The organism is Paraliomyxa miuraensis (assembly GCF_026337845.1).
In the GTDB taxonomy this organism is placed as follows: domain Bacteria; phylum Myxococcota_A; class Polyangia; order Nannocystales; family Nannocystaceae; genus Paraliomyxa; species Paraliomyxa miuraensis.
Genome location: NZ_JAOVZF010000143.1, coordinates 155865 through 178219, shown reverse-complemented (window position 1 = coordinate 178219; position 22355 = coordinate 155865). Strand labels below are relative to the sequence as shown.

Sequence of the window (22355 nt, the reverse complement as noted above, 5' to 3'; positions counted from 1 at the left end):
TCCGTGCGCGCCCGCGCGTCGGTGCTCGTGCGGCCCACGTTGAACCTCCCGTCCAAGTATCGTCCGTGAGATCGTGGGAGGGACGCGATGGCATCCCTCGATTCATCGACAATGGAGCAACGTTGGGCCCGAGCGATCGAGCAATGGCAGCGCCTCCTGGGCGAGGATGGCGTGCTCTCGGAGCCGAGCGAACGCCAACGGGTCGAGTCGGCGACGTTTGCGACGCGTCAGCGCGTACCCGTGGTGCTCCGGCCCGCCAATCGAGCCGAGGTCCAGGGGTGTCTACGCATCGCGAGCGAGCATGGCGTGAGCCTCTATCCCTCGAGTCGAGGGCGCAACTGGGGCTTTGGTAGCCGAGTCCCGGTGGAGGACCTGTGCGGCGTCCTCGAGCTCGGGCTCATGAACCGGATCATCGACTTCTCGGAAGACATGGCCACCATCACGGTGGAGCCCGGGGTGACGTTTCAGCAGGTCTTCGACTTCCTCGAGGAGCGAGGGTCGCGATTGTTCTTCAACGTCACCGGGTCCTCTCCGTGGTCCAGCCCCGTGGCCAATGCCCTGGAGCGCGGCGATGGGGTGGGGCCCTACGGGGATCGCACGGCCCACACGTGCGGGCTGGAGGTCGTGCTCCCCGATGGGCGAGTCGTCCATACCGGGATGGCTCGCTTCGACGGAGCATCGACGGCGACGCTGCATCGCTGGGGCGTGGGTCCTTCGCTCGATGGCCTCTTTGCCCAGTCGAACCTCGGCATCGTGACGCGGATGACGTTCTGGCTCAAGCCAAAGCCGAAGGTGCTGCAGGTCGTTCGCTTTCGCGTGGACGACCCCGAGCGGCTCGCTCCGCTGATGGACGGGATGAGGCAGCTCTGGTTCGAGGGAACGCTGCGGTCCAGCACCGGGATCTGGAACGACTTTCGAGCATTCTCGTCGCGACGCGGATTCCCCTGGGAGCTGGGGACGCCACTGCGACGGGATCAGCTCGAGGCCATGATCTCGGAGGGCGTTTGGTTTGGGCTCACCACCGTGTACTCCGCGCACGAGAAGCAAGCCGAGGGCAACGTCGCACGGCTGGAGGAGGCGCTGGGGCCACTGACGGATCTTCTCGCCATTGCGTCGAGGGTCGAGGGGGACGACGTTCGCGATGCGCTGATCAAGGGGACGTCATCGATGCTGGCGCCGTTCGGAGACGTGAACGCCGCCTTCAAGCTGATGTCGGGGATCCCTTCCGTGGCCAGTCAGCGCAGCATGTATTGGCGCAAGCGCAACGCCTCTGCGGATTTCCAGACCCCGGAAGCCGACCGGTGCGGGGTGATCTGGGCGTGCCCACTGGTGCCGCTGCACGGGCGCCATGCGGCCGAGGCCAACGCGGTGGTCGAGGGCATCATCCTCGCGCACGGGTTCGAGCCGCTGCTCGGTTGGGTGATCCAACAGGAGCGAGTCGCATACTTCCTGGTGTTGATCATCTACGATCGAGACGTGCCGGGCGAGGACGACAGAGCGATGGCATGTCATGACGCGATCCTCGAAGCCTGCAAGACCCGGGGATGGATCCCCTGGCGGCTGGGCATCCAGTCCATGCAGACGCTCCCCGCGGGGCGGGACGACACCGATGGCGTGCTCCGCGAGTTCAAGCGCCTGGTCGATCCCCAGGGGATCCTCGCGCCGGGCCGCTACGTGTCGGGCTGACTCCGCGAGCGTCGATACGTCGGCATCGGCTTGGGCGCGGCGAACTCGGAGATCCGCTCGAGCAGATCGGGCGTGGCGGTGCGAGGCAGCATGGTGACCATGCCCGCGCCCAGGCTCTTGGCGCCCACCGATCGCATGATCTCCGGCAGGTCGTTCTCGTCGAAGCACACGAAGCTGCTCTTGCCCACGGTGAAGAACCACTCGTTGGCGGCAAGCAGCAGCGACGCGAACTGCTGACGACCGCCGGGCTCGAGCTCGTACAGCCGGATGGTGTCGAGCAGGCCGTAGAGGTGCAGGCCATCGTCGACGGAATCGAGCACGGCGGCGGCGGCGATGCGCCCGCCGTCGGTGGCGATCATCGCGGTGCGCTCGCGCATCAGGCCGTAGAACTCCCACTCGGCCCGCAGCTCGTGCTGGTGGAACGTCTCGGGGATGAGGTCGTGGGCCTCGAGGTACTGCCGTGGGCGCTTGCCGACCAGCTTGTGCAGCACGTAGTCGACCTGCTCGGGCGTCGCCTCGCTCACGTTGGGCGTGTACGTGTCGCCCAGCATCGTGACGTTGAGCTTCCAGACCTCGAACGGCACCCCGCACGAGCCGGGAATCGTGAGCACGAAGTCGCGGTGGAGCGCGCCGCTGAAGCCCGCGTCGTTGCGCACGTAGCCCACGAGCCAGTCGATGTCCGGGTTGGCGCCCGCCCGCTCGTACACGTGGAAGTGGATGTCCTTGAGCGGCGAGCTGTCGGAGTTGACGAGGTGAGGCCGGTTTGCGTTGCGGGCCATGTGGAAGCCGAACCAGCTCTTGCTCCACGCTCGTACTGCCGCGAGGGTGGCCTCCACGCGCGTGGGGCTCTCGTAGGACACCAGGAACCCGAGGTCGGGAGCCGCCGCGAGCTTGCGGTACGAGTTCTCGAACGCGTCACGCAGCATCATGAAGTCGAGGTTCTCGCGGCGGTTGCCGGACAGGTCGAAGTAGCCCGAGGCCTCGAAGAGATCCCAGATCGACTGGTAGTTGTGGCCGTAGCTTCGCGTGGACGGATAGAGCATGTGCTCGACCTCGCGAGCCCAGCGCTCCTTGAGCGGCTCGGGAGCTCCGGACAGCTGCAGGCCGATCATGTCGCTGCCGGGGTGGGCCGAGGGCGAGCGGTGCCGGACCTCGCCCATGAACCGCAGCTGTGGGCCGCCCTTCCACGTGACGATGACGTCGTGGATCACGGTTCCTGGTACCAGGCGCGGCTCGTCCTTGCTCACGCGGACGGACACGCCGCCGAACGAGACGTCGAGCATCGCGAGCTCGAGCGGCTCGTCGTCGATCCCGTAGAGCACGACCCGTGCGCCGGACGGTGCGGCCACCCGTCGCATCTGTCGCTGACGGGTGCACATGACGTTGTCCGGCTCGGGCTTCTCGCCCCAGGTCAGCGACTGTTCGTTGAACGTGATGGTCGAGAACGGGCCTTCCACCACGATCTCGAACGGGGGCTGCAGCTCGGCCAAGCGGGGATGCCACTCGAGCAGGAGGCCGCGCTCCGGATCCAGGCGACCCGACACCTGCAAGTCGTCGCGGCCGACCGGGTGCACGTGGGTGCGCGATCGCTCGGCGGCCAGCGCTCGAAGGCGGCGATCGATTCGATCCTGGGGCAGCCTGGTGTCGGGGGCTGCGAGGTGGGGGTGAGGTCCTTCGACGCAAAAATCACCCAGGCGCTCGACGGCTCGGCGCCACTGCTCGGTGTCGTCGAGCACCCACAGCAACAGCTCCTGGCCCAGCTCGTAGCGAACCAGGCCGACCACGCGGGCGGAGCACTGCGCGAGGGTGCGCTTGGCGTTGCGGAGCTCGAACGACGTGGTCTGGGAGATCGACAGCTGCGCATCGGACGGGATGACCAGCCGCAGCCCCCACTCGGCCAGCTCGGCCACCAGGCACGGCGTGCGATCGGACAAGACGGCCCAGACCTGGGGGCGCGCGGGGTCGTCGGAGGAGTCGCTGCTGGCCGACGGCACGAACGGGGCCGTCTCCTCACTGGAGTGGGTTGCCGGTCCATCGATCGGTTGTCCGGCGCGCCCCTGCTCTGCCTTGGGCCGAAGCATCCGTTCCCCCATGCGTGTCATCAGCCCGGGCCGCGCCTTCCTGCGCGTCGAGACCTCGCTCCGCGCGGGGATTCCCGCCTGTGCCAGCAGACGATGCCCTACGCTCCTTGGTTTTTGTCTCGTGTTCGCGGGGCCCTTGGCAAGGAGTTTCGTGGCCAAGGAGGGCCTCGACGTCGGCGAGCAATACCGCCCCTCGAAGTCGCGCACGGTGGGCGGGACTTGCGCGATCCGCCGCGCGACCACGCGGCCCGTCGTTGGGAGCGTGGCAAGGGTCCGGCATCACTCCCGTCGGATTCGACTCCCGTCGGACTCGCCGATCGATCGATGGCGTCGGTCGTCGAGGCGCGACCAGGTATTCCCTGAGTCTCGTGCATCCGACCACGCACACTGAAAGGCGTGGTGGGACCTGCCCGGATGGTCGGGGTGCATGGGGGGGCAGGAGGGCTTAGACATGGGGGGTCGTGGCCGGCCCCGAGCGCAAGCCCAAGGTCGAGCGTGCGCGGATGCGCCAGTTCTTCGAGGTGTTTCGCTTTGGGCGGCACGCGCTCTCGCTGGTGTGGGTGACCAGCCGACCACTCACGATCGCGCTGGCCGTGCTCACGCTGGTGGCGGGGGTGCTGCCGGCGGGCATCGCCTGGGTGGGCAAGCTCATCGTCGACGCGGTGGTGGCCGGCATCGCCGAGCACGAGTCCACGGGGGTGGTGCTCGAGGGCGAGGTGCTGCAGGCGGTGGCCCTCGAGGCGGGGCTGGTGGTGGCCATGGCCGCGGTCCAGCGCGGTCTGTCGGCGTGCCAGTCGCTCTTGCGGGCGCAGCTCGGGCACCGCGTCAACGTACTCATCCTCGACAAGGCGCTGACGCTCGAGCTGCGGCACTTCGAGGACTCCGAGTTCTACGACAAGCTCACCCGCGCCCGTCGCGAGGCGAGCAGCCGCCCGCTGTCGCTGGTGATGCGCACGTTCTCGGTGGTGCAGAACGGGATCTCGCTGTCCAGCTACGCGGTGCTCCTGTGGCAGCTCTCGCCGTGGGCGGTGCTCGTGCTCCTGGGGGCGGGGCTGCCCTCGTTCGTCGCCGAGGCCAAGTTCTCGGGCGATGCCTTTCGCCTGTTTCGCTGGCGCTCGCCCGAGACTCGCAAGCAGGCCTACCTCGAGACGGTGCTCGCCCGCGAGGACTACGCCAAGGAGGTCAAGCTGTTCGGGCTGGGGCCACGGCTGCTCGATCGCTACCGCGAGATCTTCGACCTGCTCTACGGCGAGGATCGCCGGCTCACCCTGCGGCGCAGCGCCTGGGGCTTTGGCCTGGGGCTGCTCGGAACGGCGGCGTTCTATGGCGCCTACGCGTGGATCGGAATCGAGGCGGTGGCCGGCACCATCACGCTGGGCCAGATGACGATGTACCTGCTCTTGTTCAAGCAGGGACAGTCGGCGGTGGCGGCCAGCCTGTCATCGATCGGTGGGATGTACGAGGACAACCTCTACCTCTCCAACCTCTACGAGTACCTCGAGCAAGAGGTCCCGGGCCACGACGGCACCGCGACCGCCGGTCCCGTTCCGGGCGATGGCGTACGCTTCGAGGACGTCGGCTTCACCTATCCCGGCGCCTCCACGCCCGCCGTCACCGGGGTCACCCTGCACCTGCGGCCGGGCCAGGCCCTGGCCCTGGTGGGGGAGAACGGCTCGGGCAAGACCACGCTCATCAAGCTGCTCACGCGGCTCTACCTGCCGAGCTCGGGTCGGATCCTCATCGATGGGCTCGACATCCGCGAGTGGGACGAGGCCAGCCTGCGCAAGCGGGTCGGGGTGATCTTCCAGGACTTTGCGCGCTACCAGCTCCCCGTGGGCGAGAACGTGGGCGCGGGCGACGTGGAGGCGTTCGAGGACGAGGAGCGCTGGGCCGTGGCCGCCGACCACGGCATGGCGGCGCCCTTCATCGAGGAGCTGCCCGAGCGCTACCACACCCAGCTCGGCCGGTGGTTTGCCAACGGGCGCGAGCTCTCCGGAGGGCAGTGGCAGAAGATCGCGCTGTCGCGCGCCTTCATGCGCAGCGGGGCCGACGTGCTCGTGCTCGACGAGCCGACCGCGGCCATGGACGCCGAGGCCGAGGCCCAGGTGTTCGAGCACGTGCGGGGGCTGTCGCGCGACAAGATGGCGGTGCTGATCTCCCACCGCTTCTCGACCGTGCGCATGGCCGATCACATCGTGGTGCTCGACCATGGCACCGTGGTCGAGCAGGGCTCCCACGAGGTGCTGGTGGCCAGCGGCGGTCGCTATGCCCGGCTGTTCGAGCTGCAGGCCGCCGGCTATCGCTGACGTCCGCCCGCCGGCCGTGTGCGTGGATTCCGCATGCACGGTTCCTCGAGGGCTGGACTCCCGTGAACAGCGGGGGAAGGGTAGGGTCTACCAGTGCCATACGCCGAGCTTCCCAAGCCGATCCGCTCGTTGCTGGTGGCCGGGGGCCTCGAGCCCGAGGCTCCCCCCGAGCGGCGGATCTTCACCAACCGCGACCTCAACCTCGATCGGATCTCGATCGTCGGCTTCGACATGGACTACACCCTGGCGATCTATCGCCAGGAGGCCATCACGGAGGTGTCGCTGCGCTCGGCGGTCGACAAGCTGATCGGGCGCGGGCATCCCGAGCAGCTACGAGCGGTCGAGGCCGACCCGCGCTTCGCCATCCGCGGCCTCATGGTCGACAAGCGCCTGGGCAACGTGATGAAGATGGACCGCCACGGCTACGTGGGCCGGGCCTATCACGGGCGACGACGCCTCAGCTCCGAGGAGCGCAAGGCGATCTACCGCTTCCAGCGCCTGGGGCAGGAGCGCGAGCGCTTCGCCGAGGTCGACACCCTGTTCGAATTGCCCGAGGTGGCCCTGTTCGCCGAGCTCGTCGAGCTCATCGACAGCCGTCCCGAGCTGTGGCCCGGGGGCAAGCCCCCGGGCTACGCCGAGATCTGGCAGGACGTCCGCGAGTGCATCGACGAGGCGCATCGCGACGGCTCCATCAAGGACCTGGTGCGCAAGGACCCCGGGGCCTACATCGAGCGCGATCCCGATCTCCCCGAGACGCTGCACAAGTTCCGCTCGGCCGGAAAGAAGCTGTTCCTGCTCACCAACAGCTTCTTTCCCTATACCGATGCCGTGCTGCGCTACCTGCTGGGCAAGAGCTCGCCGTCCTACGCGGACTGGCTCGCCTACTTCGACTGGGTGGTGGTGGGCTCGGGCAAGCCCGGCTTCTTCGGCGACGAGCGTCCGTTCCAGGAGCTCGATCGCAAGGGAGCCATGGTCGGCGCGCCGCGGCTGGAGGTGCAGCGGGGCAAGATCTACCAAGGCGGCAACCAGCTGGGGCTGCAGGCCTCGTTCGGCGTGCATCCCGACGAGGTGCTCTACGTGGGCGACCACATCTACGGTGACATCGTGCGCAGCAAGAAGAGCTCGGGCTGGCGTACCGCGCTCATCGTGCAGGAGCTGCAGCAAGAGCTGGCGGTGCGGCGCGCCCGGGAGATCACGCTCGACGAGATCGAGGCGCTCTACACCCTGCGCGCCCGCATCGCGGCCCAGGTCTCGGCCGAGCGGCACCTGGCCCGGGCGCTGGGACGGGTGACGGTCGAAGAGCTGATGGCGCGCGAGGGGCTCGACGAGGCCGCGGCCACGCGATTGCTCGAGACCACGCGTGCCTCGGTGCGGCGTCAGGTCGAGCGTCTGCGGGCCTACGAGGAGGAGACCCGTGAGATCCTCGACCGGCGCGGCCTCGAGGTCGACGAGACCTTCAACCCCTACTGGGGCAGCAGCTTCTCCGAGCGCCACGACACCAGCCGCTTCGGCTCGCAGGTGGAGTACTACGCGTGCATCTACACCAGCCGCGTGAGCAACTTCCGCTACGTCTCGCCGAGCAAGTACTTCATCTCACCGCATGGTTCGATGCCGCACTGGCACGTGGGGTGATCAGAGCTTGCGGATCGGCTCCATCAGCGCGTCGAGGTAGACCTGCTCGTAGGCCGCGGCCGACGGGTCCCAGCCGAACGAGCGACGCATGGCTCGTTGCTGCAGCTCGGCGTAGCGCGGCGTGCCCCAGGCTTGCAGCCCGCGCCACATGGCGTTGCCCATGGCCCAGTTGGTGGCGTCGCGGAACGAGAACCCGGTGCCGTGCATGGGGTAGGCCCAGCTGTCGAGCACGGTGTCGGCCAGTCCTCCGGTCTCGCGCACGATGGGCAGCGCGCCGTAGCGCTGGGCGTAGAGCTGGGTGAGGCCGCAGGGCTCGAAGCGAGACGGCACCAGGATGAAGTCGGAGCCCGCCATGATGCGGTGCGACAGCGGCTCGTCGTAGCCGCGGCGGTAGCCGACCTGCTGCGGGTGCTGACGCGCGGCCTCGCCGAGCGCGAGCTCGTAGCCCCCGGCGCCCGAGCCCAGCACCACCAGCTGGGCCCCCGACTGCAGCAGCAGGCGCATGTTGCCGAGGATGAGATCCACGCCCTTTTGTCCGGTCAGCCGCGAGACCATGCCGAAGATCGGGGCGCGCGGATCCTGCCGCAGACCGAGCTCGCGCTGGAGCGCGAGCTTGATCTTGACCTTGCCCTCGAGGTGCGCGCGGTCGTAGGTGGCCGGCAGCGCGGCATCACGGGCGGGATCCCACACGTCCTCGTCGATGCCGTTGATGATGCCATGCAGGTGGGGCGCCCGCGCCGAGAGCAGCCCCTGCAGGCCCTCGCCGTACTCGGCCGTCTGGATCTCCCGCGCGTAGGTGGGGCTGACCGTGGTGAGGCGATCGGAGTAGTAGAGCCCGGCCTTGAGGAACGACATCGCGCCGTAGAGCTCGACGCCGTGCGCCGCGTAGAGCGAGTGGGGCAGGCCCACCGCCGCCATCAACATGGGATGGAACCGGCCCGCGAACGCGAGGTTGTGGATCGTGAAGATCGTGGCGGGGCGCGCTCCGCCCCACAGCTGCAGGTAGGCCGGCACCAGTCCCGCCTGCCAGTCGTGAGCGTGCACGACCTGCGGCGACCACCCCAGCGGGGCGCCCGCGACGGCCACGATCGTGGCGGCCTTGGCGAGCATGCCGAAGCGCAGGTGGTTGTCGGACCAGTCCATCCCCTGCGCGTCGCCGTAGGGCCCGCCGTTGCGGTCGTAGAGGGCGGGGCAGCGCAGCACGTAGATGCGCGTACCCGAGCCGGGGAGCCGGGCGGGAACGAGCTCGGCGTTGCCCACCCCGAGCGGATCGCCCAGCGGCACCGGCTGCAGCCGCCCCTCGGTGCGCTCGAGCACGCCGCGATAGCCCGGCACCAGCACGCGAACGTCGTGCCCGCGCCTCTCGAGCGCGCGCGGCAGCGCGGCGGCAACGTCGGCGAGGCCGCCGGTCTTGACCAGAGGGAACAGCTCCGAGGCGACCATCAGGACGCGCATGGGGGCAGGGTATCGCGGAACATCGGTGCCGGGCGACGAGCTGGCGCGGATGGGCGCCTTGGCGGGTCCGAACCCGTGTGGCAAAAAGAAGTCGCCGTGAGCTACGACCTCAACGACGCCATGCGGAACACTTTGGCCCTGGTGCTGGCGGGAGGCCGTGGGAGCCGCCTACGGGCGCTCACGGACCAATTGGCCAAGCCCGCGGTGCCGTTCGGGGGCAAGTTCCGGATCATCGACTTCCCCCTGTCCAATTGCCTCAACTCCGGGGTTCGGAAGATCAGCGTGCTCACGCAGTACCGGGCTCACGAGCTCATCCGGCACATCGAGCGGGGCTGGAACTTCCTGCGGGCCGAGCTCGGGGAGTTCATCGAGCTGTGGCCCGCCCAGCAGCAGACCGACGCGGGGAGCTGGTACCTCGGCACCGCCGACGCGGTGTTCCAGAACCTCGAGCTCATCGAGAGCCACCGGCCGCGCTACGTGCTGATCCTGGCCGGCGATCACGTCTATCGCCAGGACTATAGCCGCCTACTGGCCTGGCACCTGCAACGCGGGGCCGACGCGACCGTGTCGTGCGTGGACGTCCCCCGGGCCCTGGGCAGCGGCTTCGGGATCGTCGACGCCGACGCGCAGGGGCGCATCGTGGGCTTCCTCGAGAAGCCCGCCGATCCTCCCTGCGTGCCGGGCAAGCCCGAGGTCTGCTACGCGAGCATGGGGATCTACGTGTTCAACGCGGAGCTGCTGCGCGAGCAGCTGCGGCGCGACGCGGCCGACGATGCCTCCTCGCACGACTTCGGCCACGATCTGGTGCCCTACCTGGTGCCGCGGGCGCGGGTGTATGCGCACCCGTTCGCCGAGAGCTGCGTGATGTCGCCGGGCGCGATCGAGCCCTACTGGCGCGACGTGGGCACGCTCGATGCATTCTGGGAGGCCAACCTCGATCTCACCCACGTGACGCCCTCGCTCGACCTCTATGATGGGCGCTGGCCGATCTACACCTACCACGAGCAGCGACCGGCGGCGAAGTTCGTGTTCGACGACGACGAGCGCCGCGGAGCGGCGATGGACTCGCTGGTCTCGGCCGGCTGCATCGTCTCGGGCGGCACGGTGCGGCGGTGCCTGCTGTTCAACGACGTGCGCGTCAATTCCTACAGCCTGGTGGAGGACTCGATCCTGCTGCCCGGAGTCGACGTGGGCCGACGGGCCCGGCTGCGCAAGGTGATCGTGGCCGGCGGCTGCAAGATCCCCGAGGGCCTGGTGATCGGGGAGGATCGCGCGCTCGACGAGGAGCGCTTCCACGTCAGCGAAGGCGGGGTCACGCTGGTGACCTCGACGATGCTCGAGGCCGTCGTGCGCTCGCGGTAGCGCTCGGGCGCCGCGCTGGCAGAACGCGCGCCTTGCCCTCGGCGCCGATCCGGGCCGACCATGTTGGTCGACATGGGTGCAGGCATGCGGGAGCTCCAGTGGTCGGCCGGCATTGGCGATCCCACGTTCATGGGGTGGCTGACGGTCGTCGCCTACTTCGCGGCGACGTGGCTGTGCCTGCGTGCCTTCATGGTCGAGAAGGCGGGGCCACCTCGACCCTATCGGCACGCGATCGCGGCGCTCTGGCGGGTGGTTCGCAGGCACTGGCCCCGCCCGCCGGCGCCGGCCCGGCGCGCGGGCTTGTGGGTCTTGCTCGCGGCGATCCTGGCCGTTCTCGGGGTCAACAAGCAGCTCGATCTCCAGAGCTTGATCACCGAGCTCGGACGGATCGCCGCGATCGAGGGCGGGTGGTACGAGCAGCGGCGACCGATCCAAGTCGGGTTCATCGGTGCCGTGCTGGTCGCCGGGGCGGGTCTGGTGGTGGCGCTCGGCTGGCTGGCGCGCGGGCACCTGCGAGACTTTCGGCTGGCGCTCGGCGGCATGGTGGTGCTGGTGACGTTCGTGGTGCTGCGCGCGACCTCGTTCCACCACATCGACATCCTCATCGGCACCAGGGTGGCGGGGCTGGAGCTCAACTGGGTGCTCGAGCTGGGCGGCATCTCGCTGGTGGCGGTGGCGGCGGGCCGGAGGCTGCGCCAGGCCGGTGCGCCGCTGTGGCGAGGCTGGCCGGGCTCGGGCTCGGGCTCGGGCGGAAGCGGGGGTTCTTCCCGTCCCACGGCCCCGAGCGAGCCCCGAGCAGCCGCGTCCGCGTCCCCGGCCGCAGCCGGCGAGGAGCCGCCGGTGGTCGGCAAGATCACCCAGCTGGGGTGACTCGCCCGCCCTATACCCGCATGCCCAGCGCCGTGCCCAGCGCCCGGAAGTTGTCGCGCCACTCCACGGCCACCGGGTCGCCGCGATCGGCTTGCTCGGAGAAGCGGGGAAGCTCGGACTCGAGGGTGCGAAAGTAGTAGTTCTGCACGACCGAGAGATCGAGCTCGAAGGGCAGCGAGCGTGCGAGCTCGGCGGTGCGTCGCAGCCGACGTAGCCGCCCCAGCTGCTCGGGCCGGTCGACCCACTGCTCCATGGCGCCCTCCATGGCCTGCTGGAGCGCGTAGCCCATGCCCAGGCGATCGAGCTCGATGCCCACGCCCTGCGCCTCCTCGAGCAAGGTGCGGATCCGCGAGAAGTCGAGCTCGCGGCGCCCAAGCTCCTTGCGCAGCGTGGTGTTGAGCACGAAGTCGGCCAGGCGCTGGAGCGCGGGCGGCAGCGGGAAGTCGAGCGTGGCCAGGTAGCGCAGCAGCGGCGAGTGGGCCTCGTAGAGCCGCGCCGACAGTCCCTCAGCGTCGGTCATGGCGCTGCCCACGATGAGGTCGAGCACGCGCCGCTGCTCGTCGCGAAACAGCGAGCGGAGCGAGTAGGTCAGCTCGAGGAAGTGCTTGTCGAGCAGGCGCAGGGCCTCGGGCATGTCGGCGCGGGAGAACGCGCCCAGCACCTCCTGGCACATCTGCACGTACTCCGCATCGCCCTGGAACTCGCGCACGCCGCCGCTCAGGTTGTGGTCGCCCAGGTGCAGGATGCCGAAGCTGAGCACGCGGTGCTCGCGGGTGACCTCGGAGACCACGCGGGCCTTGCCCACCACGAGCTTGGAGCGACCCAGGCTCTTGTAGTGGGCGTCGATCTGATCGACGAGGTAGGCGTGCACGCGGGCCCGCTCGGAGTAGTCGGAGAACAGCGAGCTGACCGCGTAGTGGGCGACCAGGCGCGGCAGGTCGACCGCGGAGGGCACCACGTGCATGCCGTAGATCTGGGCGCCGTCACCCTGCTCGGGCAGGTTGCTGCGCGCCGCCGTCAGGCGCTGCAAGAACGGGGTCTCCACGTCGACCATGGCCAGCTCGGCCGCGAGCTGGATCGCGCGGCCGGCATAGCCGAGCACCTGCACGGTCTCGATCCCGGACAGCTCGTCGAAGAACCACGCACAGCTGGTGTACATGAGCAGCGCGTGGCGCTGCATCTCGAGCAGCTTGAGCGCGGTGCTGCGCCGATGCTCGTGTGAGCCCACCTCCTCGGCGTCCTCGACCGCGTGCTCGTCGAAGAAGCGCTCGATGGCGGCGTCGCTGCGGTCGAGGATCAGGCGAACGTAGGCGTCGCGGGCCTGCCAGGGATCGATCAGCACGCGGGGCGCGAGCTCCTCGAACAGCACCATCAGACGGTCGCGCAGCCAGTCGAGCGACGCGCGCAGCGGGGTGCGCCACTCCTGGTTCCAGTCGGGACGGCCACCGGTGTTGCAGCCGCAGTTGCTGCGCCAGCGCTCGACGCCATGGGCACAGCTCCACGAGCTGCGCTCGACGATCCGTACCTCGTGATCGGGCGGGAAGCGCTCGAGGTACTCGCCATAGTTGGTCAGCCTGACGTCGGGGTCGACCTCGATCGCCCGCAACGCATAGGCCAGGGCCATGTCGCCGTGGCGGTGGTGGTGCCCGTAGGTCTCGCCGTCGGTGGCAATGTGGACCAGCTGCGGTCCCTGTCGCGCAGGGTCGAACGCGCCCATCAGGCGCGCCCGGAACTTGTCGCCGTTGGACAGCAGCTGCTCGAACGCCACCGCCTGGGACACGGGCCCGTCGTAGAAGAACAGCGCCAGGCTGCGCCCCGAGGGCAGGCGGGTGAGGTACCCGCGGCGGGGATCGATGCGAGCACCCGAGACGTCGCGCCAGTCCTTGCGCCCGGGAGGGCGCACCTGCGCGGCCTGGTGCGGAGCCAGCACGGTGAAGCTCAGGCCCGCGCCGGCGACGGCCTCGAGGGTCTCGGTGTCGGCGGCGGTCTCGGGCAGCCAGATGCCCTCGGGCAGGCGGCCAAAGCGGTGCTCGAAGTCGCGAATGCCCCACTCGATCTGGGTGAAGCGGTCGCGGTGGTTGCAAAGCGGCAGGATCGAGTGGTTGTAGCCCTGGGCCATCGCCGAGCCGTGCCCGGAGAAGCGGCGCCGGCTCTCGGTGTCGGCCCGCAGGATCGCCTGGTACACGTCGAGGCGCGAACGCTCGAGCCAGGCGAGCAGGGTGGGGCCGAAGTTGAAGCTGATCCGCGAGTAGTTGCTGACGATGCGGGTGATGTAGCCCGCGTCGTCGAGGATCCGCGAGTTGGCATTGGGCGCGTAGCACTCGGCCGTGATGCGCTCGTTCCAGTCGTGGAACGGATAGGCCGATTCCTGGTGCTCGACCGACTCGAGCCACGGGTTCTCACGGGGGGGTTGGTAGAAGTGCCCGTGGATGCACAGGTAGCGTTCCGTGCCCATCAGCCGCCTCGGTGCTCCTCGGTCTGGGCACCAGGCTGGTGAAGGAAGAGCACGCCCAGCGGTGGCAGGTGCAGGCGCACCGAGTACGGCTGCTCGTGGGCGCCGTGCTCCTCGGCCCACACGCCGCCGTCGTTGCCCACGCCGCTGCCGCCGTAGCAGGTGGCGTCGCTGTTGAGCCGCTCGGCCCAAGAGCCCCCGCGGGGCACGCCCACGCGGTAGTCGTGGCGCGGCACGGGGGTGAAGTTCAGCACGATGACGGTGACGCCGCCCCAGGGGTCGCGGCGCATGAACGAGAACACGCTGAAGGTGGCGTCGTGGAAGTCGATCCAGGCAAAGCCCCTCGGGTCGTGGTCCCAGTGGTGCAGCGAGGGCAGCTCGCGGTAGAGGCGGTTCAGGTCGCCCACCCAGCGCTTGAGCCCGCCGTGAAGATCGTCGTGGAGCAGGTGCCAGTCGAGCGAGCGGTCGTGGTTCCACTCGGCGAGCTGGCCGAACTCCTGGCCCATGAACAGCAGCTTCTTGCCGGGCTGTCCCCACATGTAGCCGTAGAGCAGGCGCAGGTTGGCGTGCTTCTGCCAGCGATCGCCGGGCATCTTGCCGAGCATCGAGCCCTTGGCGTGCACCACCTCGTCGTGGGACAGCGAGAGCACGAAGCTCTCGTTGAACGCATAGATGATGCGGAAGGTCAGCTCGTTCTGGTGCCAGCCGCGATGGATGGGATCGCGGGCGAGGTAGCGCAGCGTGTCGTGCATCCACCCCATGTCCCACTTGAGCTCGAAGCCAAGACCGCCCAGGTGAGTCGGACGCGAGACCAGCGGCCACGCGGTCGACTCCTCGGCGATCATCTGCACGCCGGGGAAGCTCGCGTCGACCGCGTCATTGAGCCGCCGCAGGAACGCGATCGCGTCGAGGTTCTCGCGCCCGCCGTAGACGTTGGGCACCCACTCGCCCGCGGCGCGCGAGTAGTCGAGGTAGAGCATGCTGGCCACCGCGTCGACCCGCAGCCCGTCGATGTGGAATTGGTCGAGCCAGTAGAGCGCGCTGCTGATGAGGAACGAGCGCACCTCGTGGCGGCCGTAGTTGAAGATGGCGCTGTTCCAGTCGGGGTGGAATCCCTGCCGCGGATCGGCGTGCTCGTAGAGGTGCGTGCCGTCGAACCGCGCCAGCCCGTGCGCGTCGGAGGGGAAGTGCGAGGGGACCCAGTCGAGGATCACGCCGATCCCCGCCTGGTGCAGGTGGTCGACGAGGAAGCGCAGATCGTCGGGGGTCCCGTAGCGGCTCGTCGGCGCGAAGTAGCCGGTGACCTGGTAGCCCCACGAGCCGTAGAACGGGTGCTCCATCACGGGCATGAACTCCACGTGGGTGAAGCCCTGCTCGCGGCAGTAGTCGGCCAGGAGCGGCGCGAGCTCGCGGTAGCCGAGGAAGCGGTCGCCTTCCTCGGGCACGCGCCGCCACGAGCCCAGGTGGACCTCGTAGATCGACAGCGGCTCGTGCAGGTGCTGGCGCTTCGCCCGGCTGGCCATCCAGTCGGCGTCGTTCCACGCGTGCCGGCTGTGGGTGACCACGGATGCGGTGCGGGGCGAGGTCTCGGCCCAGAACGCCAGCGGGTCGCTCTTGTCCTCGGCCGAGCCGTCCTGCCCGGCCACGTGGAGCTTGTAGAGCGAGCCCTCGCGTGCCCCGGGCACGAAGCCCTCCCATACCCCCGACTCGTCGTGCTTTCGCAGCGGGTGCGCGCCACGATCCCACGCGTTGAAGTCACCCACCACGGCCACGTAGTGCGCGCCGGGGGCCCACACCGCGAAGTAGGTGCCGTCCTGGCCGTCGACCTCCATGGGGTGTGCCCCGAGCCTCTCGTAGATGCGCTCGTGGGTGCCCTCGTTGAACAGGTAGACGTCGTCCGCGGTGAGTCGGGTGACGTCGTGGCGCACGGGGCCCACCCGGCCTTGCTGGCCGCTGCGCGCGCGCTGCACGCTGGCCAGCAGGCGGGTGACCTCGGGATCGGCCTTCATCTGCGGCAGCGAGAGCTTGGCGCGGCGCTGCCAGTTGGGGCGCTCGAGATAGGTGCCGGGGACGTTTTGCGGGTGTAGCTCGCCCCACAGATCCTCGAGCGAAGCGAGCACCAGGGGCGACGGGCTGCGGCCGAGGTGCGACAGGCAGGCCTCGAGCGCGGCGGGAGCATCGGCATCGGGGGCCAGCGTGCTCTCGCGGCTCAAGAAGCGCCGCAGGTTGGCGCGCAGGCGCCCGCGCTGCACGTGCTCGGCGGCGGCCTGCTCTGGGTCGATCCAGCCGAGGTCCACGCGATCGTCGATGTCGGCGCCGGTCCAGAACGCCGCGAACGGCGGCATGTCGTGGGTGTTGATGCCCGCGACCGCGTTGGCGGGCGCCTTGGGCAGGGCCTGCTCGCCATCGGCACGGGCCACGTACTGCACCACGTGGATCTTGTGCACCCGGTGGCGCTCCATCGCCTCGCGCACCACGTCGGGCACGGTGCCCAGATCCTCGCCGACCACCAGGCAGCGGGCGCGATGCGACTCGATCGCGAGGATGGCGTAGAACTCCTGCGGCCGGTAGCGCAGGTAGATGCCCTCCTTGGCCGAGACCCCCTGTGCGATCACGTAGAGGCGGTGCAGGCCCATCACGTGGTCGACCCGCAGCACGCCCGCGTAGCGCAGGTGGTTGCGGATGACGTCGATGAAGTGGCGGTAGCCTTGCTGGCGCAGCCGCTCGGGGTGGAGCGGCGGGAACGCCCAGTTCTGACCGCCGTCGAACAGCGTGTCGGGCGGAGCGCCGGTCGACAGGCCCCGCACGTAGAGGTCGCCGTAGCGCCAGGTGTCGTAGCCGCAGCCGTTGACCCCCACCGGAAGATCGAGATAGAGGCCCAGGCCTGCTCCACCATTTGCCTGCTGGGTCACCGGCTGGGTCGCCTGCTCGCGCAGCGCGGTGAGCTGCTGGTGCATGGCCCACTGCGCATAGAGGTGCGTGCGGTGGTCGGCGGGGCCGTAGTCGCGATCGGTGATCGTGCCGTCGCGCAGCGCGGTGGGCCACTGCGGCCACACCACGCGCTGGCGATCGACCACGGCGCGGAAGCGCGCGTAGCCGTCGATCTCGGGGCGCTCCTTGGCGAACGCCTGCAGCTGCGCGAAGCGGGGGCCTGCGGCGCAGGCCTCCGCCATGGCTGCGATCGCGCGGCGCTTGAACGCCATCTGCCCGCGGTAGTCGACCAGGGGGGCTCGGCCCAGGCGCTCGCGCTCGGCCTGGGCCTGCGGGCCATCGTAGAGCGCGCGCGCCTCGGTGCTGTGCTGGTACTCGGGCAGCGCCTCGAGGTGGAGGTAGAGCTCGTTCCACGCCAGCCGCGACGCGGGGGCATAGGGGCTCCACTCGTAGGGCTCGTCGAGGAAGGCGGCGAGCAACGGCAGGGTGCCCACCACGCTGCCGCCCTGCTCGCCGACCCAGCGCATCAGCGCTCCCAGATCGCCGAGATCGCCGGCGCCCAGGCTGCGCTCGCCGTGCAGGGCATAGAGGGGCAAGAACACGCCGAAGTGACGGGCGTGCTCGAACCCGTCCGGCGCGTAGGCGCGCAGCGGGGCCGACATCACCACGGCCTGCCCGCGGATGTCCTTGGCGCCCTCGATCTCGAGGGACAGGTGGTGGTAGCCGTGGGGGAGGGGACCGGGGAACAGGCTGGACAGCGAGAGCTGGCGGGCCACGAAGCGGCGACCCTCGAGCTCGTCGCTGGCGGCGACCGGGTGATCCTCGAGACGTCCCTGGGCCGACCGCGGAGGGCTGCCATCCTCTGCGGTGAGGGTCATCGAGTAGCGCCCGCGATCCACGGAGGCGGGCAGGTGCAGGCTGAACGCGCCCTCGCCCTCCCAGGCCACGATCACGGGCTCGAGCGGCCGTGACCAGCGGGCCGTGCGGGCCTGGGACAGCTCGCGCTCCACGTCCTCATCGCGCTCGACCGCCACCCCGAGGGCGGTCAGTACCGCACGAATGCCCTCGGGCGAGGCGTCTCGTCGCTGGCCCGTGATGTCGACGTAGCTCTCCTCGAGGCCGTGCTCTCGGGCGAGCTGGAAGAGCCGTTCGTCGGTGCGCGTGATCGTGCCGGTGCCGTCCATCCCAGTGCCGTTCGTCATGGTGGTGGGGCTCGGAACGCGTTTCTACCCACGCTCCTGCCCGGTGACCACCACCCAGACGATGCGGTCGCCCGTCGGGCTCTGGGCCTGCGCCACGCCCACGTGATCGAGGTCGCGGTCGAGTACGGCCTTGCAGTGGGCCTCGTTGCCTCGCCATGCCTCGACCAGCGCATCCGCCGCGGCATAGTCCCCCGCGAGCAGCTCGTGGCGGGCGATTCCGTCGTAGCCGGCCGCGTTGACGCGAGCCAGCGCCGAGCGTCCATCCGTGCCCTCGTGACCCAGCGCGTGCTCGGGGTGGCGAACGAGATCGCCCGCATGCAGTCGCGCCGCACACTGCAAGGTGGGGATCGGCTCGAGCGGGCCCACGCCATCGACGACCTCGCCCTCGCACTCCGCCCCCGCCTGCCGTAGCTCCTCGAGCGCATCGAGCAGCTCGTCTTCGGCGTCGGCCGACGCGACGGGCCAGCGGTCGACCTCGGCGCAGCGCGGGGCGTCGCCCAGCTCGGAGTCGACGAACGAGTCGAGCCCGCAGCCGGTCCCGAGCAGCGACGGCGCCAGGGAGAGCAGCGAGGGCAGCAAGGCCAGCCGGCCGGGTCGAGGCATCGCCACGAGGGTACTCGACTCCCGTGCGGCGTGGGATGACGGCGTTCAGGGGCTTGCCAGCACCACGACCCAGAGCGTGGCGAAATCGCCGTCGAGGTCGCCCACGTGGCCGATCCCGAGCTCCTCGAGCGCCGGGTTGGCGAGGTCCGAGCAGGGGACGGGGCGGGGCATCCACGTGCGGTCGAGCAGCTCGGTGGCGTCGCGCGGACCGGCGGCGATGTGCTGGATCACCACGGAAGGCGAGTACCCGGCCGCCTCCACGCGCTCGCGCTCGGAGGCGTCGTCGGGATCGAAGCGACCGAAGTAGTCCTGCTCCGCCATGTCGAGCGCGTGCATGCGGGCAGCGCAATCGAGCGCGGTGCGCCGTTGCAGCGCCGGGTTGGGGCCGAGCTTGCCGCGCTCGCGGCAGTCGATCACCTCGGAGCGAAGGTCGCGAAGGTGCATCGCGGCCGCATCCTCGAGCGCGGCCCAGTCCGACGGCCAGTCGTCGAGGTCCTCGCAGGCTCGAGTACGTGGCCAGTCCTCGGGGGCGGGGGCCGTTGCAGGAGCGTCACATGCGGTCGACGACAGCAACACCGCAAGCAACGGCGACGTCGAGTTGGCCACGTGGCGAGCCCAGCACACGGCGCAACCGTAGCAACGACGGAGCGGTCTCGTCTCGTGCGGAGCGATCACCGGTCGAAGGAAGAGTATCGGCGACCCATGCGATTACCTGTGATCGGTTCGTCGCGTGGAAACACAAAAGGCGGGAGCGCCGAGGGCCGAATTTTCTTCGAAGACGCAGTGTCTACTCGAACGAGGTTGGGACGTTTCAAGAGGCCGAGGCCCGTGGTGGCCCGCGTCCCTTCCCTTGGCCCCCACGGTGCGCGAATCCGCCCCGCAACGCACCCGCAACGACGCTTCACGGGCGAGTGAAGCAAGTCATGAGGTATCACACGATGTTGGAGTACTTCGGTTTCTACGACAGCCCTTCGACCCCCTGCTCCGAGCCCGAGTTGCAGGAGCAGGCGCACGCGCAGGTCGTAGAGCGAGCCTCGCGTCTGGCCGATCGCGCGCGCCACAGCCAGCCGCTGCACAACGCCGGCCGGGTGTGGGAGCCGGTCGGGACGCTGAAGCGGTGAGCTCGAGCTCGATGGCGAGCCCGTGAGCCTGCTCGAGCTGGGGCTGCCCAGCTTTTATCAGCTCGCGGAGACGGTCATCGCCGTGAAGCTGAACGGGTACCGATCTTCAGCGCCGGGCTGCCCGAGCCATCGGACGGAATCGCGAGCACGGCTCGGTGCATGCGCTTGTAGAGGATGCAGTAGCCGTTGCGATTCCACCACAGAACCTTGAGGCGAGAGAGCCGCTTGTTGACGAAGTAGACCCGCACACCGCTCTGCGGATCGATGCCGAGCCGCTACCTCGCCACGAGCGCGAGACCATCGAAGCCGCGTCGCATGTCCTGCTGCTCGGTGCACACGACGATGCGGACCGAGGTGGGGAGCATCGTCGAGCCTCCAGCACGTGGAGCACACTGGTCAGCGTGGCAGCGTTGAAGTCGGCCAGCAGGGGGATCGTGACGCCCGCGAGCGCGAGCTCTAGGTGAGCCGCCGAGGTCGGCAGTGGGGCAAGCTCGACGACCGGAATCCCTGGGGCGAGATCGATCGCCTTGCTCCGGCGCCGCGGCTTGCGGCGCACGTCGATCTGCTCGCCGTCGGTCTCGAGCCGCCACGCGTACCAGCCCAAGGTCTGCGGGCTCAGGCCGGTCTTGGCCGCGTACTCACTGCGCGAGAGACCGCTGGCCTTCCAGGCCCGGACGTGCTCGAGCCACTGCTCTCTACGAAGCTTCGGCGCTGCCACCAACGAAGGGGTAGCGCGACCGCGGCATCAGGTCACGACGCGGTTTACTGAACGGGTACATGCTCGCTGACCAACTCGCGCTCGACGAGCGCTTCGCCGCACCAACCCATCACGCGCTCGATCGGCGCATCGTCACGATTGCCCGGCTCTTGCCGCTCTCACCGCCCGAGACCCGTGAGTACATCGCCACGCGTGCGCGGAGCCGGTGCCGCCAAGAACCATCCCGTCTTCGAGGACGGCGCCGTCGATGCGGTGTCCGAGTCGATCGGTGAAGTCCCGGCCGGATCAACAGGCTCGGCACAGGGGCGCTCATCGTTGCCGCCGTGCGCAAGCGCAAGCTCGTCTCGATACCCTCGTCGTCTACCATCCTCAGCTCGATGCCGGTGCCGACGACGAGTTCCCGAGGATCTCGTCGCTCGCGAGCTCGCCAGCGCGATCGCCAACCTCCGCCAAGTGTTGGCCCGCTATCACGCCATCTGGAATTCCCCCGAAAAAGTGGACACCCGATTTACGCCACTTCAGTCCTCTCCAGGTTCTCGTAGTATCGCCGCTCGAACTCGAGGGGCGACAGGTAGTCGAGGCTCGAGTGCCTCCGCTTCCCGTTGTAGAAGATCTCGATCCACTCCGCAATGGTCGTCTTCGCTGCCTCGCGTGAGGTGAAGATCACGTCGTGGACGAGCTCGGTCTTCAGCGTCGCGAAGAAGCTCTCCGCGACCGCGTTGTCCCAGCAGTTGCCGCGGCGGCTCATGCTGCACGTGATGCCTGCTGCTTCGAGGGCAGCCCGGTAGTCCTTGGCCGCGTACTGCGAGCCTCGATCCGAGTGGAACATCAAGCCGGCCTCGGAGGGTTCTCGCTTGCCGAGGGCAGCTCGCAACGCATCGAGGACGAGCTCGACTCGCATGTGCTCGGCCATCGACCAGCCCACCACGCGACGGGAGAACAGATCGAGGACCACGGCCAGGTACATCCAGCCCTGCAGGGTCCAGATGTACGTGATGTCAGCAACCCACACGCAATCGGGCTCCTCGACGTCGAACTGGCGGGCGACGAGGTTGGGGGCGATCGGCTCGTCGTGGTTGGAGTCCGTCGTCCTGCGAAACTTCGGTCGCCTGCGACCCACGATTCCTTGCTCTCGCATCTGCTTCTCGACTCGCTTGCGGCTGACCTTGAACCCCCGCTCGAGGAGCTCTGCGTGGACGCGTGGGCTGCCGTAGGTCCGGCGGCTGTTCTTGTGGATCTCGGAGATCTCGGCGGCCAGCTTCACGTTCTGCTTGGCTCGTTCCGAGGGCTCGCGATCTCGCCACGCGTAGTACCCCGAGCGCGAGACCTCCAGCACCTCGCACATCATGGCCACGGGGAAATTTGCCTTCTCCGCCTCGATGATCTCGAAGACCTCGATGCCTATCCCATCTGCTTGGCGAAGAAGGCGCTGGCTTTTTTTAGGAACGCGTTCTCCATCTCGAGCTGCTTGTTGTCGCGACGGAGCCTCGCGAGCTCCGCTCGCTCCTCCGACGTCATCGGGCCGTTGGGATCGGCGGCCTGGTCGATCTCCGCTTGCTTGATCCAACTCCGCAGGACGCTGACGCCCACGTCGAGATCCCGGGCCACCTCGGCGATGGACTTGCGTGAGCCGAGCGCGATCTTGACGGCCTCGGCCTTCTGCTCGGCGGTGAAGACTCTCCTCTTTCTCTTACCCATTTGGTCTCTCCTCCAGTATCGCCCGTCGACGCCCAGCTGGCGAAGCGCAACTCGTCCACCGCGCTCCACAGTCATCCACAGGTTGCAAGCCCCCCTGGACCCCCCTGGGGACCTCGGCTGCTCGCAGCGCCGGTGACCGAACGCCGCGCTGATCGGCTACGACGACGAGGGGTTGTTTCGGTTGGAGGGTGTCCACTGAAACGGGGGAGGTCTAATCATCGACGATGCCCATCCCGGC

General features: G+C 69.1%; 14 protein-coding genes and 1 pseudogene. 6 read left to right on the top strand and 9 right to left on the bottom strand.

Features of this window, described 5'->3' with window-relative positions; all coding sequences use genetic code 11:
• Positions 1–111 precede the first annotated feature (111 nt).
• Positions 112–1686 (top strand): FAD-binding oxidoreductase, encoded by a 1575-nt coding sequence (locus OEB96_RS10740; protein ID WP_266215452.1) that lies wholly within the window; start codon positions 112–114, stop codon positions 1684–1686.
• On the opposite strand, the gene OEB96_RS10735 is transcribed toward OEB96_RS10740, so the two are convergent.
• A complete protein-coding gene (locus tag OEB96_RS10735; protein WP_266215451.1) occupies positions 1671–3767 on the bottom strand; it encodes a PilZ domain-containing protein in 2097 nt (698 codons plus the stop codon). The two genes, OEB96_RS10740 and OEB96_RS10735, sit on opposite strands and share 16 nt — an antisense overlap.
• A 461-nt stretch (positions 3768–4228) precedes the next feature.
• On the opposite strand from OEB96_RS10735, the gene OEB96_RS10730 reads away from it, so the two are divergent.
• Both OEB96_RS10730 and OEB96_RS10725 read left to right on the top strand, forming a co-directional pair.
• A complete protein-coding gene (locus OEB96_RS10730; protein WP_266215450.1) occupies positions 4229–6073 on the top strand; it encodes an ABC transporter ATP-binding protein in 1845 nt (614 codons plus the stop codon).
• Positions 6074–6166: 93 nt separating this feature from the next.
• Positions 6167–7705: an HAD-IG family 5'-nucleotidase gene (locus OEB96_RS10725; protein WP_266215449.1), complete on the top strand. Its 1539-nt coding sequence runs from the start codon at positions 6167–6169 to the stop codon at positions 7703–7705.
• On the opposite strand, the gene glgA is transcribed toward OEB96_RS10725, so the two are convergent.
• Complete coding sequence (gene glgA / locus OEB96_RS10720) at positions 7706–9160, bottom strand: glycogen synthase GlgA (RefSeq protein ID WP_266215448.1); 1455 nt, start codon at positions 9158–9160, stop codon at positions 7706–7708.
• Positions 9161–9256: 96 nt separating this feature from the next.
• Here glgA and glgC point away from each other — a divergent pair, with 96 nt between their 5' ends.
• The gene (gene glgC, locus OEB96_RS10715; RefSeq protein WP_266215447.1) at positions 9257–10522 is read left to right on the top strand and encodes a glucose-1-phosphate adenylyltransferase; all 1266 of its coding nucleotides are present in this window, start codon (positions 9257–9259) and stop codon (positions 10520–10522) included.
• Positions 10523–10594: 72 nt separating this feature from the next.
• Entirely contained in the window at positions 10595–11392 is a 798-nt protein-coding gene (locus OEB96_RS10710) for a hypothetical protein (RefSeq protein ID WP_266215446.1), read from the top strand.
• Between the two features lie 10 nt (positions 11393–11402).
• On the opposite strand, the gene OEB96_RS10705 is transcribed toward OEB96_RS10710, so the two are convergent.
• From OEB96_RS10705 to OEB96_RS10690, 4 genes are read right to left on the bottom strand one after another with little or no spacing between them, the layout of a single operon-like run.
• Positions 11403–13847, bottom strand: a complete 2445-nt coding sequence (locus tag OEB96_RS10705) for a DUF3536 domain-containing protein (RefSeq protein WP_266215445.1) — start codon at positions 13845–13847, stop codon at positions 11403–11405.
• Positions 13847–17977, bottom strand: a complete 4131-nt coding sequence (gene glgB, locus OEB96_RS10700) for a 1,4-alpha-glucan branching protein GlgB (protein WP_266215444.1) — start codon at positions 17975–17977, stop codon at positions 13847–13849. The genes OEB96_RS10705 and glgB overlap by 1 nt, the downstream gene beginning before the upstream one ends.
• Positions 17978–18001: 24 nt before the next feature.
• Complete coding sequence (locus OEB96_RS10695; RefSeq protein WP_266215443.1) at positions 18002–18580, bottom strand: CAP domain-containing protein; 579 nt, start codon at positions 18578–18580, stop codon at positions 18002–18004.
• 45 nt (positions 18581–18625) lie between these two features.
• Complete coding sequence (locus OEB96_RS10690; protein WP_266215442.1) at positions 18626–19204, bottom strand: CAP domain-containing protein; 579 nt, start codon at positions 19202–19204, stop codon at positions 18626–18628.
• 314 nt (positions 19205–19518) lie between these two features.
• On the opposite strand from OEB96_RS10690, the gene OEB96_RS10685 reads away from it, so the two are divergent.
• Positions 19519–19701: a hypothetical protein gene (locus OEB96_RS10685; RefSeq protein ID WP_266215441.1), complete on the top strand. Its 183-nt coding sequence runs from the start codon at positions 19519–19521 to the stop codon at positions 19699–19701.
• A gap of 74 nt (positions 19702–19775) precedes the next feature.
• Here the strand turns inward: OEB96_RS10685 and tnpB are convergent, their stop codons facing one another.
• From tnpB to OEB96_RS10675, 3 genes and pseudogenes are all read right to left on the bottom strand, one after another.
• Positions 19776–19967, bottom strand: coding sequence for an IS66 family insertion sequence element accessory protein TnpB (gene tnpB / locus OEB96_RS10680; RefSeq protein WP_266215466.1), 192 nt, complete (start codon positions 19965–19967; stop codon positions 19776–19778).
• Positions 19968–20143: 176 nt separating this feature from the next.
• A pseudogene (tnpA, locus tag OEB96_RS46625) lies at positions 20144–20419 on the bottom strand (IS66 family insertion sequence element accessory protein TnpA); the annotation flags it as partial.
• 508 nt (positions 20420–20927) lie between these two features.
• Positions 20928–22117, bottom strand: a protein-coding gene (locus tag OEB96_RS10675) for an IS3 family transposase (RefSeq protein ID WP_266215440.1) whose coding sequence is annotated in 2 segments (ribosomal slippage) — positions 20928–21847 and positions 21847–22117 — 1191 coding nt in all. Because the reading frame shifts where the segments join, the coding sequence is not laid out codon by codon here.
• Between the last annotated feature and the right edge of the window lie 238 nt (positions 22118–22355).

What these genes read in the sequence shown, in the direction of transcription:
- OEB96_RS10740 (WP_266215452.1), top strand. Translation starts at nt 112, where the DNA reads ATGGAGCAACGTTGGGCCCGAGCGATCGAGCAATGGCAGCGCCTCCTG.
- OEB96_RS10735 (WP_266215451.1), bottom strand. Translation starts at nt 3,767, where the DNA reads ATGCTTCGGCCCAAGGCAGAGCAGGGGCGCGCCGGACAACCGATCGAT.
- glgA (WP_266215448.1), bottom strand. Translation starts at nt 9,160, where the DNA reads ATGCGCGTCCTGATGGTCGCCTCGGAGCTGTTCCCTCTGGTCAAGACC.
- OEB96_RS10710 (WP_266215446.1), top strand. Translation starts at nt 10,595, where the DNA reads ATGGGTGCAGGCATGCGGGAGCTCCAGTGGTCGGCCGGCATTGGCGAT.
- OEB96_RS10705 (WP_266215445.1), bottom strand. Translation starts at nt 13,847, where the DNA reads ATGGGCACGGAACGCTACCTGTGCATCCACGGGCACTTCTACCAACCC.
- glgB (WP_266215444.1), bottom strand. Translation starts at nt 17,977, where the DNA reads ATGACGAACGGCACTGGGATGGACGGCACCGGCACGATCACGCGCACC.
- OEB96_RS10695 (WP_266215443.1), bottom strand. Translation starts at nt 18,580, where the DNA reads ATGCCTCGACCCGGCCGGCTGGCCTTGCTGCCCTCGCTGCTCTCCCTG.
- OEB96_RS10685 (WP_266215441.1), top strand. Translation starts at nt 19,519, where the DNA reads ATGTTGGAGTACTTCGGTTTCTACGACAGCCCTTCGACCCCCTGCTCC.